The sequence below is a fragment of the Rhizobium sp. CFBP 13726 genome (assembly GCF_014841925.1).
Taxonomy (GTDB): domain Bacteria; phylum Pseudomonadota; class Alphaproteobacteria; order Rhizobiales; family Rhizobiaceae; genus Neorhizobium; species Neorhizobium soli.
Genome location: NZ_JACYUU010000002.1, coordinates 36,227 through 50,088, shown reverse-complemented (window position 1 = coordinate 50,088; position 13,862 = coordinate 36,227). Strand labels below are relative to the sequence as shown.

Sequence of the window (13,862 nt, the reverse complement as noted above, 5' to 3'; positions counted from 1 at the left end):
CCCATCTAGGGCGGCCAGTCCCGAAGACCGAACACAGGGTGTTCAACTCTTCTTTATTGCAGATGTCACAATCCGATCATCGTCAGCATGATGAAGGTCGCAAACAGCACAAAATGGGTCATGCCCTCGATTGCGTTCGTCTGGCCGTCGTTGAGGTTGATCGCCGCAACCACGAGCGTGATTGCCACCATCACCGTCTGGACCGGCGTCATCGCCATGATGAAGGGCTGGCCGGTATAGAGCGCGATGCCTTCCATGACCGGGACGGTGAGAATGACCGTCGAGAGCGACGCGCCCATGGCGATGTTGACGACGGACTGCATGCGGTTCTTGAGCGCCGCCCGCATGGCGGTCAGGATTTCCGGCGCGGCGGAGATGGCGGCGACAACGACAGCGGTCAGCGCGATCGGCGCGCCGGAGCCTTCCAGGCCTTCGCCCATGAAGACCGACATGAATTCCGCCAGGAAGCCGATGATCAGAACGCCCAGAAGAATTATGCCGATCGATACGGCCGCGGAATCCTCGGCGGCCTCCTCCTGAGGCGCGGACGCTGTCCCGGCGGCTGCCGCCTTCTGGGTCCGCGGATAGGTGTAGCTGAAGAAGTAGCTGTGCGGCCCGACCTGCATCTTGAGAAAGACGCCGTAGAGCGCGATCATCGCGCAGATGGTAAAGGCGGAATAGTAGTGCCAGCTTTCACGCGGTACGAATTCCGGCACGATCATCGAAATGCCTACCGCCGTCATGATCATGACAGTGTAGGTGCGGCTTGAATCGTCGTTATAGGGTTGCTCGCCATGGCGCAGGCCACCGAGCAGGGCCGCGAGGCCAAGAATGCCGTTGATATCCAGCATCACCGCCGAATAGATCGTGTCGCGCACCAGCGTCGGTGAGGAATTCGAACCCATCATGATGGCGAGGATCAGGACCTCGACCGCCACCGCGGACAGGGTGAGGATCATCGTGCCATAGGGGTCGCCAACCTTGTGCGCCAAAACCTCCGCATGATGCGCGACACGTGTCGATGCAAGCACGATCACGCCGACGAAGAGCGCTGCTGCGATCAGCGACACCGTCTTTCCGGCCTCCAGAATTGAGTGTTCGATGAAGAAGCCGAGAATGGCGACAACGAGGGCGATCAGCAGGAATTTCTCCTGCCGGAGGTGGGTCGCGATTTGCACTGGAAGCTCCTGGAAACGATCTCGGAGAAACTAGGGTTGTCGGTCGACCTGCACAGAGGACGGTTTGCGATAATCGGTCTTTGGTGCCATTATCCTCGCCAGTGGAAGGAACTTCGCGGCGTATTCCGGCTTTTTTGCTCTACGCGGCCTTCTGGACCGAGACCGGTCGGGCAGCCACGAAAAACATACAGGAGGATCTATGACCAAGGTCGTTTACACAATCGTGCCACATGATGGCGGCTGGGCCTATCGACTGGGCGACGTTTATTCCGAAACATTCCCGAACCACAACGACGCGCTGCAGGCGGCCCGGATTGTGGCTGCCGAACAGCAGGTGGGTGGTGAGCCCGAAGAGATCAGCTGGCAGGACGCAAAGGGCGTCTGGCACACCGAGCACAGCGACGGCGGTGACCGTCCCGAAGCCGAAGTTGTGGATGGCGATCAGGCGGACGCGCGCTAAGCATTCGCTGCGACCAAAAAGAAGGCCATGCCCGGGGTTTGTGCCAGGCATGGCCGATTTCAGGAAGTAGAGCCTAAAGCTTAGGCTTCTGCTGATTCAAGCGACGGGTAGTCGGTATAACCCTTTGCGCCGCCGCCGTAGAATGTGTTCTTGTCCGGCTCGTTGAGCGGCGCGTTTGTCTTGAAACGCTCGACCAGATCCGGGTTGGCAATGAACAGCTTGCCGAAGGCGACGCCATCCGCATAGCCGCTGGCCACAGCCTTTTCAGCCGTATCCTTTTCATAGCCATTGTTGACCACCCAGGCGCCAGTGCCGCCGGCGTTGCGGTAGGTATCCTTCAGTTCCTGGTAATCGAACGGCTTGCCGCCCTGGACATAGTCGCGGTCACCACCGGTCGCACCCTCGATGACGTGGATGAAGGACAGGTTGCGGGTCGCCAGTTCCTTGACCAGATAGTCGAAGACCGTCTGCGGCGCATCTTCGGTGATGTTGTTGGCAGGCGTAACAGGCGACAGGCGAATGCCGACGCGACCGCTGCCGATGGCTGCAGCAACGGCGTCAACGACTTCGAGCGCGAACCGGGCGCGGTTCTCGACGGAGCCACCGTATTCGTCTTCGCGGAGGTTGGCGCCAGTCTTCAGGAACTGGTCGATGAGGTAGCCATTGGCGCCGTGGATTTCGACGCCGTCAAAGCCGGCCTCGATCGCAGCCTTTGCACCGGCAGCAAAATCGGCAACGACGCCCGGGATCTCGGAAAGTTCGAGAGCGCGCGGCTCCGATGTATCGGCAAACGCGCCGCTGCCATCCGGGTTGATGATGTAGGTCTTGCCCTTGGCGCCCAGTGCGGAAGGCGCGACGGGTGCGCCTTCATTCGGCTGCAGCGAGGTATGCGAAACGCGACCGACGTGCCAGATCTGGGTAACGATCTTGCCGCCCTTCTTGTGAACGGCTTCCGTCACCTTCTTCCAGCCGTCGATGGCCGGAGCGAGGTAAAGGCCCGGAACGTCGGCATAGCCCTGTCCCTGCTGGCTGACCGGGGTGCCCTCGGTGATGATGAGGCCCGCCGAGGCGCGCTGTTCGTAATAGGCGATGTTGAGATCGTTGGGGATCGCCTTCGGCGAACGGTTGCGGGTGAGCGGCGCCATGACGACGCGGTTCTTCAGTTCGATGTCGCCGAACTTTACCGGTTCAAAGAGTGAGGTCACAGGAATATCCTTCCATGCTGCTTTGGGAGTGATTGAGTTAAGGGGTGGCATTCAGAGAGCGGAGCGAAGATTGGTCACGAAGTCTGCGATCTTCTCCTCGTCGCGGCTGTAGAACGCCCATTGACCAACCCGGCTCGTTTTCACGAGGCCGGCTTTTTCGAGGGTCGAAAGATGCGCAGAGACGGTCGATTGCGACAGACCACATCGTCTTTCGAACTGCTTGGCACAGATGCCCATTTCGAGCGGATGATCCTGGTCGGAAAAATGCTGCTCGGGCTGCTTCATCCATTCGAGGAACTCAATCCTCGTCGGATGGGACAGTGCTTTCAGTATCTCGGTGCGATCCATCGTCTTTCCATATCGTCTCTAACCGATATATAGATCGTCTGAAGACGATTTAAAGGAATGACGTTCCCATTTTTTTGAGGAAGGCAAAAAAAAGGGCCTCCAGATTGCTCCGAGGCCCGTCAGGTGTGAAGGTCTAAAACCTCCAGAGGGGAACAGCCGGCGCTGATAACGGGGACGTCATCAATTGCTCCGGCTGATCCCTATATGGGCGCAGCGATTTGTGAGAGCAAGGGGGGTGGCCGAAATATTGACCGTTTCGGTCCAATTACTCTGGCAGGCAGCCGAGAACTGCGGCGGGCCGGCAAACCGCACGGCAAAAAAAGAGGGCCACCGGATCACTCCAGGGCCCTTATAATTATGAAGGTTAAAAACAACCTCCAGAGGGGAACAGCTGCTGCGGTGGAACTGGGAGGAAAGCCACCATATGCATCAGCTGAGTGCGATATGATGGTTTTTTGGGCAAGCGGCAACGCTTTTTTGCGCAGGACTGCCATGCACGTTCTGCACAGCTTACTCTAGTCACTGAGTCGTGTATGAAATCGCTGCGAGAATCCCGGTGCCCATTCTGAGCGAAACGTCTTCGACAGCGATCAGAAATTCCAGTTACGCGCCTTGGCGACGATAAAATCGCGGAAGACCTTGAGCTTTGCAGCGTTCTTCATTTCATCCGGGTAGCAGAAGTAAGTGTCGAATGAAGGGATGTCGGCGCTCAGCGTCAGCTGGATCAACCCAGGGTCGCGGCCGACGATATAGTCGGGCAGGCAAGCGATGCCGATACCAAGCAGGCAGGCTCGTTTGATCGAGGTCTGGCTGTTGATCTGCAGGTGGGGCGTGCGGGTATTGTCCGAAGAACGGCCGGCGGATTCAAGCCAGTTGACGTCGAGAAGGTAATTCGGGGCAGGCTCGCCGAAGGAAATGATGCGGTGGGTGTCGAGGTCCTCGACCGACTGCGGTTCGCCATAGCGGTTGATATAGGAGGGGGCTGCATAGACGTGCATGTGCACGGTGAACAGCTTGCGCTGGATCAGGTCCGACTGCTGCGGCTGGCGAAGGCGGATGGCGCAGTCCGCATGGCGCATGTTGACGTCGACTTCCTCGTTATCGAGGATGAGCTGGATCGACATTTCCGGATAAAGCTGCAGGAACTCCTGCACCTTGTCGGTGAGCCAGCCCTGGCCAAGGCCGACCGTCGTCGTGACGCGCAGCTTGCCCGACGGCTTTTCCGTCGTCTCGGTCAGCTGCATCTTCACGGTCTCGAGCTTCAGAAGCACGTCATGCGCGGTGCGATAAAGAAGCTCTCCCTGTTCGGTGAGGATAAGGCCGCGGGCGTGGCGGTGGAACAGTTTGACGCCGACGTCCTGTTCCAGCGCGCTGACCTGCCGGCTGATTGCCGACTGGGACAGATGCAGCTTGTCTGCTGCATGGGTGAAGGATCCCGCCTCCGCCGCAGCGTGGAAGATGCGCAGCTTGTCCCAGTCGAGAGGTACGCCCATGCTTACTCCGCAGCAATGGCAACCGGCTGAATGCCGGCGAGGTAACGTTCGGCTTCGAGCGCTGCCATGCAGCCCATGCCGGCGGCGGTGATCGCCTGTCGGAAGGTGTCGTCGGTGACGTCGCCCGCGGCAAACACGCCGGGAACGTCGGTCATTGTTGAATCAGGCGCCGTCCAGAGATAGCCGCCGTTCTTCATCTTCAGCTTGTCCCTGAAGAGTTCGGTCGCGGGCGCATGGCCGATTGCCACGAACACGCCGTCGATCGGCTGGTCGGAGATCGTGCCGGTCCTGGTGTCACGCAGGCGCACACCCTCGACCGATGGCGGCAGCGGCGCGCGGGCCGGCTTGCCGGTGACCTCGGCAATTTCGGTGTTCCACATGACCTTGACGTTGGGGCGCTGGAACAGGCGCTCGGACAGGATCTTTTCCGAACGGAACGAATCACGCCGGTGGACGACCGTCACGGTCTTCGCGATATTGGAGAGATAGAGCGCTTCCTCGACTGCGGAGTTGCCGCCGCCGACCACGATCACATCCTTGTTGCGATAGAAGAAGCCGTCGCATGTGGCGCAGGCGGAGACGCCAAAACCCTGGAACTGCTGCTCGCTTTCGATGCCAAGCCATTTGGCCTTCGCACCGGTCGCGATGATGATCGTATCGGCAGTCCAGACGGTGCCGGAATCGGTGCGGACCGTGAAGGGGCGATGATTCATCTCGACCTCGGTCACGAGATCGTTGACGATCTCCGTGCCCACGTGGACCGCCTGCTGCAGCATCTGTTCCATCAGCCAGGGGCCCTGGATCGGATCGGCAAAGCCCGGATAGTTTTCAACGTCGGTGGTGATCATCAGCTGACCACCCTGTTCCATGCCTGCAATCAAGACCGGCTTCAGCATCGCACGCGCTGCGTACACCGCAGCTGTATAGCCGGCGGGGCCGGAACCGATGATCAGAACCTCTGTATGACGGGCGGACATGATGACGTTTCCTTTCCAAGACCGTGTCGGGCGCCTGGCGCCGCTTCCTCATATAGGAAGCCATTATTCGGTCTGCCGCTTTTGACACGTCATGTAAGGGCCATCCATGCAACATTGCAAGGGCAGCCTTGCGATAACAACAAGACAGTTGGAACCGCCCGGCAGAAACGGCAGGTCAACTGCGATTGGATGTGTCTCCACGTGCACCTCGGTTGACAACAACTGGACCGGCGCGCGAAATTTTCTTGCGTCGGAACGATGTTATTGTATGTCTTCGCGACACCGAGATGGATACCCGGGAGCCTGCGTGCTCCCGTCAATTTTGAAGGCAGGCACTACACATGGTCGTGAAAGTCGAACTCGATACCATCGACCTGAAGATCCTTCGCGAATTGCAGAAGGACGGACGCATGACCAATGTCGAGCTGTCCGAACGGGTCGGCATATCGGCGCCGCCCTGTCTGCGGCGCGTTCGCAAGCTGGAAGAGAACGGCATCATCAAGGGTTATCGCGCCATGCTGCAGGCGTCGCTGCTCGGATACGATCTTGTCGCCTTCTGCATGGTGGGACTGAAGCAGCAGTCGGACAGCAAGCTGAAGGCCTTCGCGGCGGATATGGAAACGCGGACTTTGGTGCGTCAGGCCTGGATGGTCTCCGGCGAGACCGATTTCCTGCTGCAATGCGTGGCCGAGAACCTCACCGTCTTCCAGGATTTCGTCATCGAGGATCTGACCGCGGTCGACAATGTCGATACGGTTCGCACCATGCTGACGATCCGGCAGGTCAAGGATGCGCCGGTCGTGCAGATCTAGGGTCGTCTCGATCGAGATCGTCCGAGGGGCAGGGAGCAGGAACCAGAGCATGTCCAGCCACGACATCGAGCTTGTGATCACCTGGGTTGATGGTTCGGACCCGGATCATCGCGCGAAGCGCCTGCAATACGATGACGTTGCGTCGAGTTCGCACGCGGTGGCATCCAGCCCGACGCGGTTTGCCGATAACGGCGAGATCTACTATCTCATCGCCTCCGTGCTGAAATACGCGCCGTTCATCACCAAAATTCACATCGTCACGGACGGGCAGAAGCCGGAATTCGTCGACAGTTTTGCGCAGGCGGGTTTCTGCACGGAAGATTTCATCGCCATCGTTGATCACAACGTGGTCTTCGACGGGCTTCCGGCCGTGCTGCCGACGTTCAACTCGCTGTCGATCGAGGCTGCGGTCTGGAATATTCCGGGGCTTTGCGAGAATTTCGTCTACAGCAATGACGACTTCTTTCTGAACGCTCCGACATCTGCCTCCGCGTTCTTTCGCGACGGCAAGCCGATGATTTACGGGCGCGTGAAAAGCGGATTGCGATCCCGCCTCAAGCAGTGCCTGCGGTGGTTCAAGCGGCAGCGGGCGGAAGCGTCCAACGCTGTTCCGAGCTTTACCGTCGCGCAGGAGAAGGGGGCAGAGCTGGCGGGTGCGAAGAACCGGTTTCTGCAGGTCGGCCATTACTTTCACGCGGTCAGACGCTCAACGCTTGCCGATTACTATGCAGCGCATCCCGACGTGCTTCGCCAGCAGCTCTCCCATCGCTTTCGCAACATCGCCCAGCATTCGCCGGTTGCGCTTGCCAATCATCTCGAGATGGAGCGCTTTGGCGCGACCCCGTTACCCGAACACCGCACGGCCTATATCAAGCCGCGGCAGAAGCGGGCGGTCGCACCTGTGCTCGCCATGATCGAACAGGGGTCGACGCCGTTCGGATGTATCCAGAGCCAGGACGAACTCAACATCGAGCTTCGCCGGGCGCTGACTGACGTGATGATAACGAAATTTCACACCCATCTGCCGCACCGGCTTATCGAACACCTGCGGGCGGCGGGCTGACGAGGTTACCGGTGTAGACAGGACTGCCGAGGCTACGGCAGCAAGACTTGGAGAACGTGCGTGGTACGCAAGAAGAGTAAGCTTGAGGCACTGCTGTCCTTCAACCGCTACCGCAAGCGCTGGGGAGCTGCGAAATACGCCAAGCTCGACCAGGATTACGCGGGCATGAAGCAGCGGCTGATCGAGGTCTCGGATCGCGAGCACCGGTCGGGCAAGCAGAAGTCGCTCGACGATCACATGGCGAACCTGAGACTGGAGTTCAAAGGCCAGCCGGAACTGCTGTTCTATCATGCACAGCTTATCGTCCTGATGCGGCGCGAATATAATGTCCGGGAGACGTACCAGCAGTTCAAGACGCTGTGGCAGAATGAAGCGCCGTTCCTCACCGCGCATCTCGATCTGCGTTGGCTGATCTCCGCGAGCGACAGCATCGCCGATCTCGACGAGGACATGACGGCAAGGGCGATCGCCATGATCGGCTCCTCGCTTGCCAACACGATCAAGGTCTACGAGACCGACCGCTTTATCCATGGCGGCGACGAGCGTCCTGTCTCGCAAGAGGCGATCGAACAGACGCAAGGTGCGCCGATGCACAGGTTCAACGGGATGTATCTGTTCAAGGTGGGGACCGACGACACGCTGCGAAACATGCGCTGGCGGCTCGATCCCTTTTTCAAGCAGGGAATTGCCGGCGAGATCGCGAAGGCGATCTACGACCGCCTGCAGGAGAACGACACGGCATTCAGCCGGTTACGAGCGCTCCACCACCGCGATCGCAGCGGGTGGTGGTAGAGCAGGCGCTTAAGCTGTCCCAGTTCAGGATGGCTCGCCATTCTTCGCTCGCTGCTTTTTGCGCTGCTTGACCAGCCTGTCCTTCTTGGACCTGATCCGCAGACCTCTAGCGAGATTGTAGATGACGCGAAGCGGCATGGTGATCGTGATCAGCTTGCCGAGGTTGCGGTTGCTGTTTTCCAGCCGTTCGGAAAGGACCTGGATCGCCGCGAACACGAAGTTGCTGTTGTCGATATCGGGGAAGTGGCGCGACAGCGCCTTGTAGGGATTGAAAGCTGTTCTTCCTGCCATTTCGAGCTTGTCGCTGTTGGCGAGCAGTTGCAGCACTGACTGTTCGAACGTCCAGTCGTGGATGTGGAACATCTGCCACTTGCGGCTGCGGCGTCCCGAGAAACCGCAAAGCACGACCTTCGCCTGCGGCACCTTTTCGCAGAGCCAGACCGAAAGGGCGAAGCCTGAACTGGCGGTATGGTCGCGCGGGTAGAAATCTTCGAGGTAGCTGCAAAGGTCGATGGCACCTGCTGCGACGCCGCCGAACTCGGCCGGTTCCGTCACCTGTTCCATCGTGGCGGCGCGCATGCTCATGACGCCGGTAAAGCCGGGGCCCGGCAGCAGGGCCAGCACCTTGTCGAGAGCGTTGTCGTAGATCAGTTCGGACCCGACGCGGCTGGTGCGTGCCACCAGCAGCGAATTGCGCGTGAACGGCGCTTTCAGCACCTTGCTGACGTAGTTGAAAAAGACGAACAGCGTCGTTTCCGGATAGGCGGCGTGGATCTCGTTGAAGTTCTGCTCGTCACTGTTGGCGACAAGGACGATGTGGGAATAGCCGGCGAAAAACTGCTGCCAGTCTCCCTCGCTCAAAAGTCCGCTCGTCGTCGGTCTGTGCTGCGCCATCCCGGCAGAAAGTTCCGTCATTCGAAGCGTCCTCCATGCAGATGCGGGCAGAGCCGGACCGGTTGCGTGGCACCGAATGCCTCTGAAGTTTTCATGGTCTAGTCTCTAAAAGCGTTTCGTAGATTTCCGCCAGACTGTTGGCTTCCTTTTCGATAGCGAAGGCGACGCGAACATGCTCGCGACCGCTCCAGCCCTGCTGGCGGGCCAGTGCAGGGTTTTCGAAATAGGTGCGCAGCGCATCGCGAAGCGCCGTGTAATCGCCGGCCGGAACAACCGATCCGGTCTCGCCCTCGACGATCATTTCGGAATAGGCGCCGGCATCGCTTGCAACGACTGCGGTTCCCGATGCCATCGCCTCGAGCGGCGTCAGTCCGAAGCCTTCATTGCGGGACGGTGCCACATACAGAGACAGGCGACGGTACCAAGGCTTGATGTCGTCCACTTCGCCCATGAACAGGATGCGATCTGTCAGACCGCTCATGGCGACATCGGCTTTCAACGCATCGCCGAAAACCTTGTTGTCCGGCGTGACACGCCCGCAGACGACGCCCGTCCATTCGGGATAGGACGGCAACAGTTCGATCAGGGCGCGCACGAAAAGGTCTGTGCCCTTCTGATGCCGAACGCGCCCGAAGCATCCGATCAGATGCTTGCCGAAACCATCTGCCGGGGAGGAAGGGTCGGATGGGCCGGAGGGACGAAAGAGATCGAGATCGACGCCGTGGTGCACCACCTTATAGGGCACTCTCAGGTATGAACCCGATCGTGCAGACGTCGCGACGACCGCATCCATCTTGCTGATCAGAAAACCCGTCCAGGCGGAATGGGTTCGTTGCGCGGCGGAGGTAAACAAGAGCTTCAGCGGCATCCGCAGCACATCGCGCATGAAGAGGCCGGGCAGCATTTCGATATTGCGGCGGGCATGCCAGACACGGGCGCGCCGCCCTGATGGCGGTGACCACAGCGCGGGAAGGTCGGCATAGCGGATGTGGGGAAGGTGGGAGGGCAGGCCTGGCCCAAGGACCGCGATCTTCTGACCCTTTGCCCTTTGCACCGGAATCAGCTGGACGATCGTGGACGTCACGCCGGAGAGCCGCTTCTTGAAGTTCGGCGCGATCACTTCGATATCGGATATATCGACCACGGAGCCGGGAGCGCTACCGCTGCCCATCTCCGTGGCGACTTCGCCAGACCTTTTCACGAGCGATCAGCCCCAGGAGATGGCGAGGATCTCGTAGGCCTTGGAGCCGCCAGGGGCGACGACTTCGATACTGTCACCCTTTTCCTTGCCGATCATGGCACGGGCGATGGGTGAAGAGATCGAGATGCGGCCAGCCTTCACGTCGGCTTCCTGATCGCCGACGATCTGATAGGTCTTTTCCTCTTCGGTATCTTCATCGATCAGCTTGACGGTTGCGCCGAACTTGATCGTGGAACCGGACATCTTGGAGAGGTCGATCACTTCGGCGCGGGCCGTAAAATCTTCCAGCTCGCCGATGCGGCCCTCATTGTGGCTCTGGGCTTCCTTGGCCGCGTGGTATTCGGCGTTTTCCGAAAGGTCACCATGGGCGCGCGCTTCCGCAATCGCTTCGATGATGCGGGGACGCTCCTCCTGCTGGCGCCAGCGCAGTTCTTCCTGCAACTGGGTAAACCCCTTCGGCGTCATCGGTACCTTTTCAACCATTTTCTTGTCCTTAAGGCGCATGTCCGCGGATGCCGCGGACACAAAAAGAAACAGGTTCCGGAGCGGTAACTTCGGAACCATCTGCAGCATCTGAATTTAGGGCATCATAACAGAATTTCGACTGCTCCCGCTAGGAAAATCGAAACGGTGTCAGATGCGCCAGCTGGAGTTGAATGAATCAAACGTCCCTCGATTTGTCAACGGGTTGACGCAGTCATAAAGAACATATAGAGAACGCACTAATGAAGAAGTCGCTGAAAGAACGGTTGGCGATCCTGTCGGACGCTGCCAAGTACGACGCCTCCTGCGCCTCCAGCGGGACATCGAAGAGAGATTCGTCGGTATCCGGCGGTTTGGGTTCGACCGAAGGGTCCGGCATCTGCCATGCCTATGCCCCGGATGGCCGTTGCATCTCGCTTCTGAAAATCCTTATGACGAATTTCTGCATCTACGATTGCGCCTACTGCATCAATCGTTCCTCCAGCAATGTCGAGCGCGCCCGGTTCACGCCCGAAGAGGTTATCTGGCTGACGCTGGAATTCTATCGGCGCAATTATATCGAGGGTCTGTTCCTGTCGTCGGGGATTATCCGCTCGTCCGATCACACGATGGGCGACATGGTACGGATCGCGCGGGAATTGCGGACCGTTCATAATTTTCGCGGCTACATCCATTTGAAGACGATCCCGGAAGCGTCGCAGCAGCTGATCGAGGAGGCGGGGCTTTATGCCGACCGTCTGTCGATCAACATCGAACTGCCGACCGATGCCGGGATCAGCCAGTTTGCGCCGGAAAAGCGGCCCGCCAATATTCGTCGCTCGATGGGCGATCTGCGCCTGAAGATCGAGGAAATGCGCGATCCGACGCTGCAGACCAAGCGTCGCAAGCGGTTCGCGCCTGCCGGCCAGAGCACGCAGATGATCGTCGGGGCAGACGGCGCCAACGACGCGACCATTCTTGGGACGAGCGCCAGACTTTATGGCAGCTACAGCCTGAAACGCGTCTATTACTCCGCCTTCAGTCCGATCCCGGACTCGTCGAAGACACTGCCGCTGATCAAGCCGCCGTTGATGCGCGAGCATCGGCTCTATCAGGCGGACTGGCTTTACCGGTTCTACGGGTTCGAGATCGGCGAGATTACGGCGTCCACGGAAAACGGCATGCTGGATCTAGACCTTGATCCGAAGCTTGCGTGGGCGCTCGGCAACCGCGACAAGTTTCCGGTCGATGTGAACAGGGCGGACAAGGAGACGCTGCTGCGGGTGCCGGGTTTCGGGACCAAGACCGTCGGAGCGATCCTGTCGTCGCGCAGGTTTCGCAAGCTGCGGCTGGAGGATTTAAAGCGGCTGAGCGTGTCTCTGAAGAAGGTACAGCCCTTTATCACCTGCGAAGGGTGGACACCGCGCAAGCTTGCCGACCGGGCCGATCTGCGATCCATGTTCCAGCCAAAGCCGGAGCAGCTGTCGCTTCTATGATGTACCGAGTCTTGTTGCGGGGGAGAGGCGATCTGACCGAGTGGCGCGATGCTGCGCGTGCCTATCTGGCGGCCGGCATCGCACCTGATCGCGTCGAGTGGCGCACGATAGACGACACGGACGGATTGTTCGGGCTGGACGGCAACCAGTTGCCTGCGCCTGTCAACAAGCCGGTGACGCAGGGTGTTCCTCCAGCCTTTCTGAAGCTTGCCGCCTCGGTCATCTGCCATTCCGATCCGACGCGGTTCTCGCTTCTCTACCGGATGCTGTTTCGCATGGCGCACGGGCGCAATTTTCTGGGTATGGCGACCGATCCAGATGTGGTGGCGGCAAACCGGATGTCGAAGTCGATCGGCCGCGACTATCACAAGATGACCGCCTTCGTCCGTTTCAAGGAAATTCCACTGCCGGAGGGTGTTGCCGGACGCCGGCGCTTTGTGTCCTGGTTCGAGCCTGATCATTTTATCATCGACCGTGTGGCCCCGTTTTTCCAGCGTCGTTTCAACGACATGGACTGGCTGATCGTGACGCCCAGGGGTTCGGCGTCCTGGGATGGCGAGACCCTGCGGACCAGCGATGAGCCCGCCGAAAAGCCAGACCTTCGCGACGACACGGACGATCTGTGGCGGACGTACTATGCCAATATCTTCAACCCCGCGCGGCTGAAGGTGAAGATGATGATGTCGGAAATGCCGAAGAAGTACTGGAAGAACCTGCCCGAGGCCGAGCTTATTCCGGGCATGATCGCCAGCGCCGAGGCAAGTGTGATCGAGATGGGACGCAAGGCGGCGAGTGAACCCCTGGCGTTCCACCATCGCATCCAGGAAGCCGCAGCACGGGTGCCCACGCCAGAAGGGCCGACCGCCGGTACAATCGAGGCCTTGCGGGATGAAGCACGTCGCTGCACCCGCTGCGACCTCCATTGCATGGCGACCCAGACGGTTTTCGGCGAGGGGCCTGTCAATGCCAAGGTGATGATCGTCGGCGAGCAGCCGGGCGATCAGGAGGATCTGGCCGGGCGTCCCTTCGTCGGGCCGGCGGGCAAAGTGTTCAACGAGGCGGTGAGCGCGGCCGGGATCGACCGGACGCAATTCTACATCACCAATGCGGTGAAGCATTTCAAATACGAGCCACGCGGCAAGCGGCGCATTCACCAGAAGCCAAATATGGGCGAGGTGCAGCAGTGTCGCTGGTGGCTCGTCCAAGAACTCGATCTGGTGCAGCCCAAGCTGGTCGTCGCGATGGGTGCGACCGCGCTGTTTTCACTGACCGAGATGCGCCACAAGCTGGAGGACGTCCGGGGCAGGCCGATTGCCATGCAGAACGGTCGGATGCTGTTTGTCACCGTGCATCCGTCCTACCTGCTTCGCATTGCCGATCAGGGGCGAAAGGCGGAGGAGGTAGCGCGGTTCAAAGAGGATATCGTAGCGATCGGACGCCTGGTTTCGTAAGCGAGGCATCAGGTTCATTGGTAGGCCCAG

14 protein-coding genes are annotated in these 13,862 nt (G+C 59.6%); 6 read left to right on the top strand and 8 right to left on the bottom strand.

The features are described from left to right. Positions 1 to 65 precede the first annotated feature (65 nt). Complete coding sequence (locus IFT66_RS07280; RefSeq protein WP_062455845.1) at positions 66 to 1,178, bottom strand: calcium:proton antiporter; 1,113 nt, start codon at positions 1,176 to 1,178, stop codon at positions 66 to 68. A 199-nt stretch (positions 1,179 to 1,377) separates the two neighbouring features. Here IFT66_RS07280 and IFT66_RS07275 point away from each other — a divergent pair, with 199 nt between their 5' ends. Next, positions 1,378 to 1,638, top strand: coding sequence for a DUF2188 domain-containing protein (locus IFT66_RS07275; protein ID WP_062455848.1), 261 nt, complete (start codon positions 1,378 to 1,380; stop codon positions 1,636 to 1,638). A gap of 80 nt (positions 1,639 to 1,718) precedes the next feature. Here IFT66_RS07275 and IFT66_RS07270 read toward each other — a convergent pair whose 3' ends face one another. The 4 genes from IFT66_RS07270 to trxB all read right to left on the bottom strand — a co-directional run bounded on the left by IFT66_RS07270 (position 1,719) and on the right by trxB (position 5,661). Then, positions 1,719 to 2,843: an alkene reductase gene (locus IFT66_RS07270; RefSeq protein ID WP_062455851.1), complete on the bottom strand. Its 1,125-nt coding sequence runs from the start codon at positions 2,841 to 2,843 to the stop codon at positions 1,719 to 1,721. Positions 2,844 to 2,894: 51 nt separating this feature from the next. Further along, complete coding sequence (locus IFT66_RS07265; protein ID WP_062455854.1) at positions 2,895 to 3,191, bottom strand: ArsR/SmtB family transcription factor; 297 nt, start codon at positions 3,189 to 3,191, stop codon at positions 2,895 to 2,897. Positions 3,192 to 3,781: 590 nt separating this feature from the next. After that, positions 3,782 to 4,684, bottom strand: a complete 903-nt coding sequence (locus IFT66_RS07260) for a LysR family transcriptional regulator VtlR (protein WP_062455858.1) — start codon at positions 4,682 to 4,684, stop codon at positions 3,782 to 3,784. A 2-nt stretch (positions 4,685 to 4,686) separates the two neighbouring features. After that, complete coding sequence (gene trxB, locus IFT66_RS07255; protein WP_062455861.1) at positions 4,687 to 5,661, bottom strand: thioredoxin-disulfide reductase; 975 nt, start codon at positions 5,659 to 5,661, stop codon at positions 4,687 to 4,689. 341 nt (positions 5,662 to 6,002) lie between these two features. Here trxB and IFT66_RS07250 point away from each other — a divergent pair, with 341 nt between their 5' ends. Genes IFT66_RS07250 through IFT66_RS07240 form a run of 3 tightly spaced genes read left to right on the top strand, consistent with a single transcriptional unit; the run spans position 6,003 to position 8,328 of the window. After that, positions 6,003 to 6,473: an Lrp/AsnC family transcriptional regulator gene (locus tag IFT66_RS07250; RefSeq protein ID WP_062455864.1), complete on the top strand. Its 471-nt coding sequence runs from the start codon at positions 6,003 to 6,005 to the stop codon at positions 6,471 to 6,473. 49 nt (positions 6,474 to 6,522) lie between these two features. Then, the gene (locus IFT66_RS07245; protein ID WP_192077920.1) at positions 6,523 to 7,536 is read left to right on the top strand and encodes a Stealth CR1 domain-containing protein; all 1,014 of its coding nucleotides are present in this window, start codon (positions 6,523 to 6,525) and stop codon (positions 7,534 to 7,536) included. A 60-nt stretch (positions 7,537 to 7,596) separates the two neighbouring features. Then, complete coding sequence (locus IFT66_RS07240) at positions 7,597 to 8,328, top strand: hypothetical protein (protein ID WP_192077190.1); 732 nt, start codon at positions 7,597 to 7,599, stop codon at positions 8,326 to 8,328. A 24-nt stretch (positions 8,329 to 8,352) separates the two neighbouring features. Here IFT66_RS07240 and IFT66_RS07235 read toward each other — a convergent pair whose 3' ends face one another. The 3 genes from IFT66_RS07235 to greA form a co-directional block, all read right to left on the bottom strand. Beyond that, complete coding sequence (locus IFT66_RS07235; RefSeq protein WP_192077189.1) at positions 8,353 to 9,243, bottom strand: 3-deoxy-manno-octulosonate cytidylyltransferase; 891 nt, start codon at positions 9,241 to 9,243, stop codon at positions 8,353 to 8,355. Between the two features lie 70 nt (positions 9,244 to 9,313). Then, positions 9,314 to 10,366, bottom strand: a complete 1,053-nt coding sequence (locus IFT66_RS07230) for a glycosyltransferase (protein ID WP_192077919.1) — start codon at positions 10,364 to 10,366, stop codon at positions 9,314 to 9,316. Between the two features lie 63 nt (positions 10,367 to 10,429). Then, entirely contained in the window at positions 10,430 to 10,906 is a 477-nt protein-coding gene (gene greA / locus IFT66_RS07225; RefSeq protein ID WP_062457929.1) for a transcription elongation factor GreA, read from the bottom strand. A 242-nt stretch (positions 10,907 to 11,148) separates the two neighbouring features. Here greA and IFT66_RS07220 point away from each other — a divergent pair, with 242 nt between their 5' ends. Together IFT66_RS07220 and IFT66_RS07215 are read left to right on the top strand one after the other, a co-directional pair. Beyond that, positions 11,149 to 12,381, top strand: a complete 1,233-nt coding sequence (locus IFT66_RS07220) for a putative DNA modification/repair radical SAM protein (protein ID WP_062455876.1) — start codon at positions 11,149 to 11,151, stop codon at positions 12,379 to 12,381. Beyond that, positions 12,381 to 13,832, top strand: a complete 1,452-nt coding sequence (locus IFT66_RS07215) for a UdgX family uracil-DNA binding protein (protein ID WP_192077918.1) — start codon at positions 12,381 to 12,383, stop codon at positions 13,830 to 13,832. The genes IFT66_RS07220 and IFT66_RS07215 overlap by 1 nt, the downstream gene beginning before the upstream one ends. Positions 13,833 to 13,862: the final 30 nt, after the last annotated feature.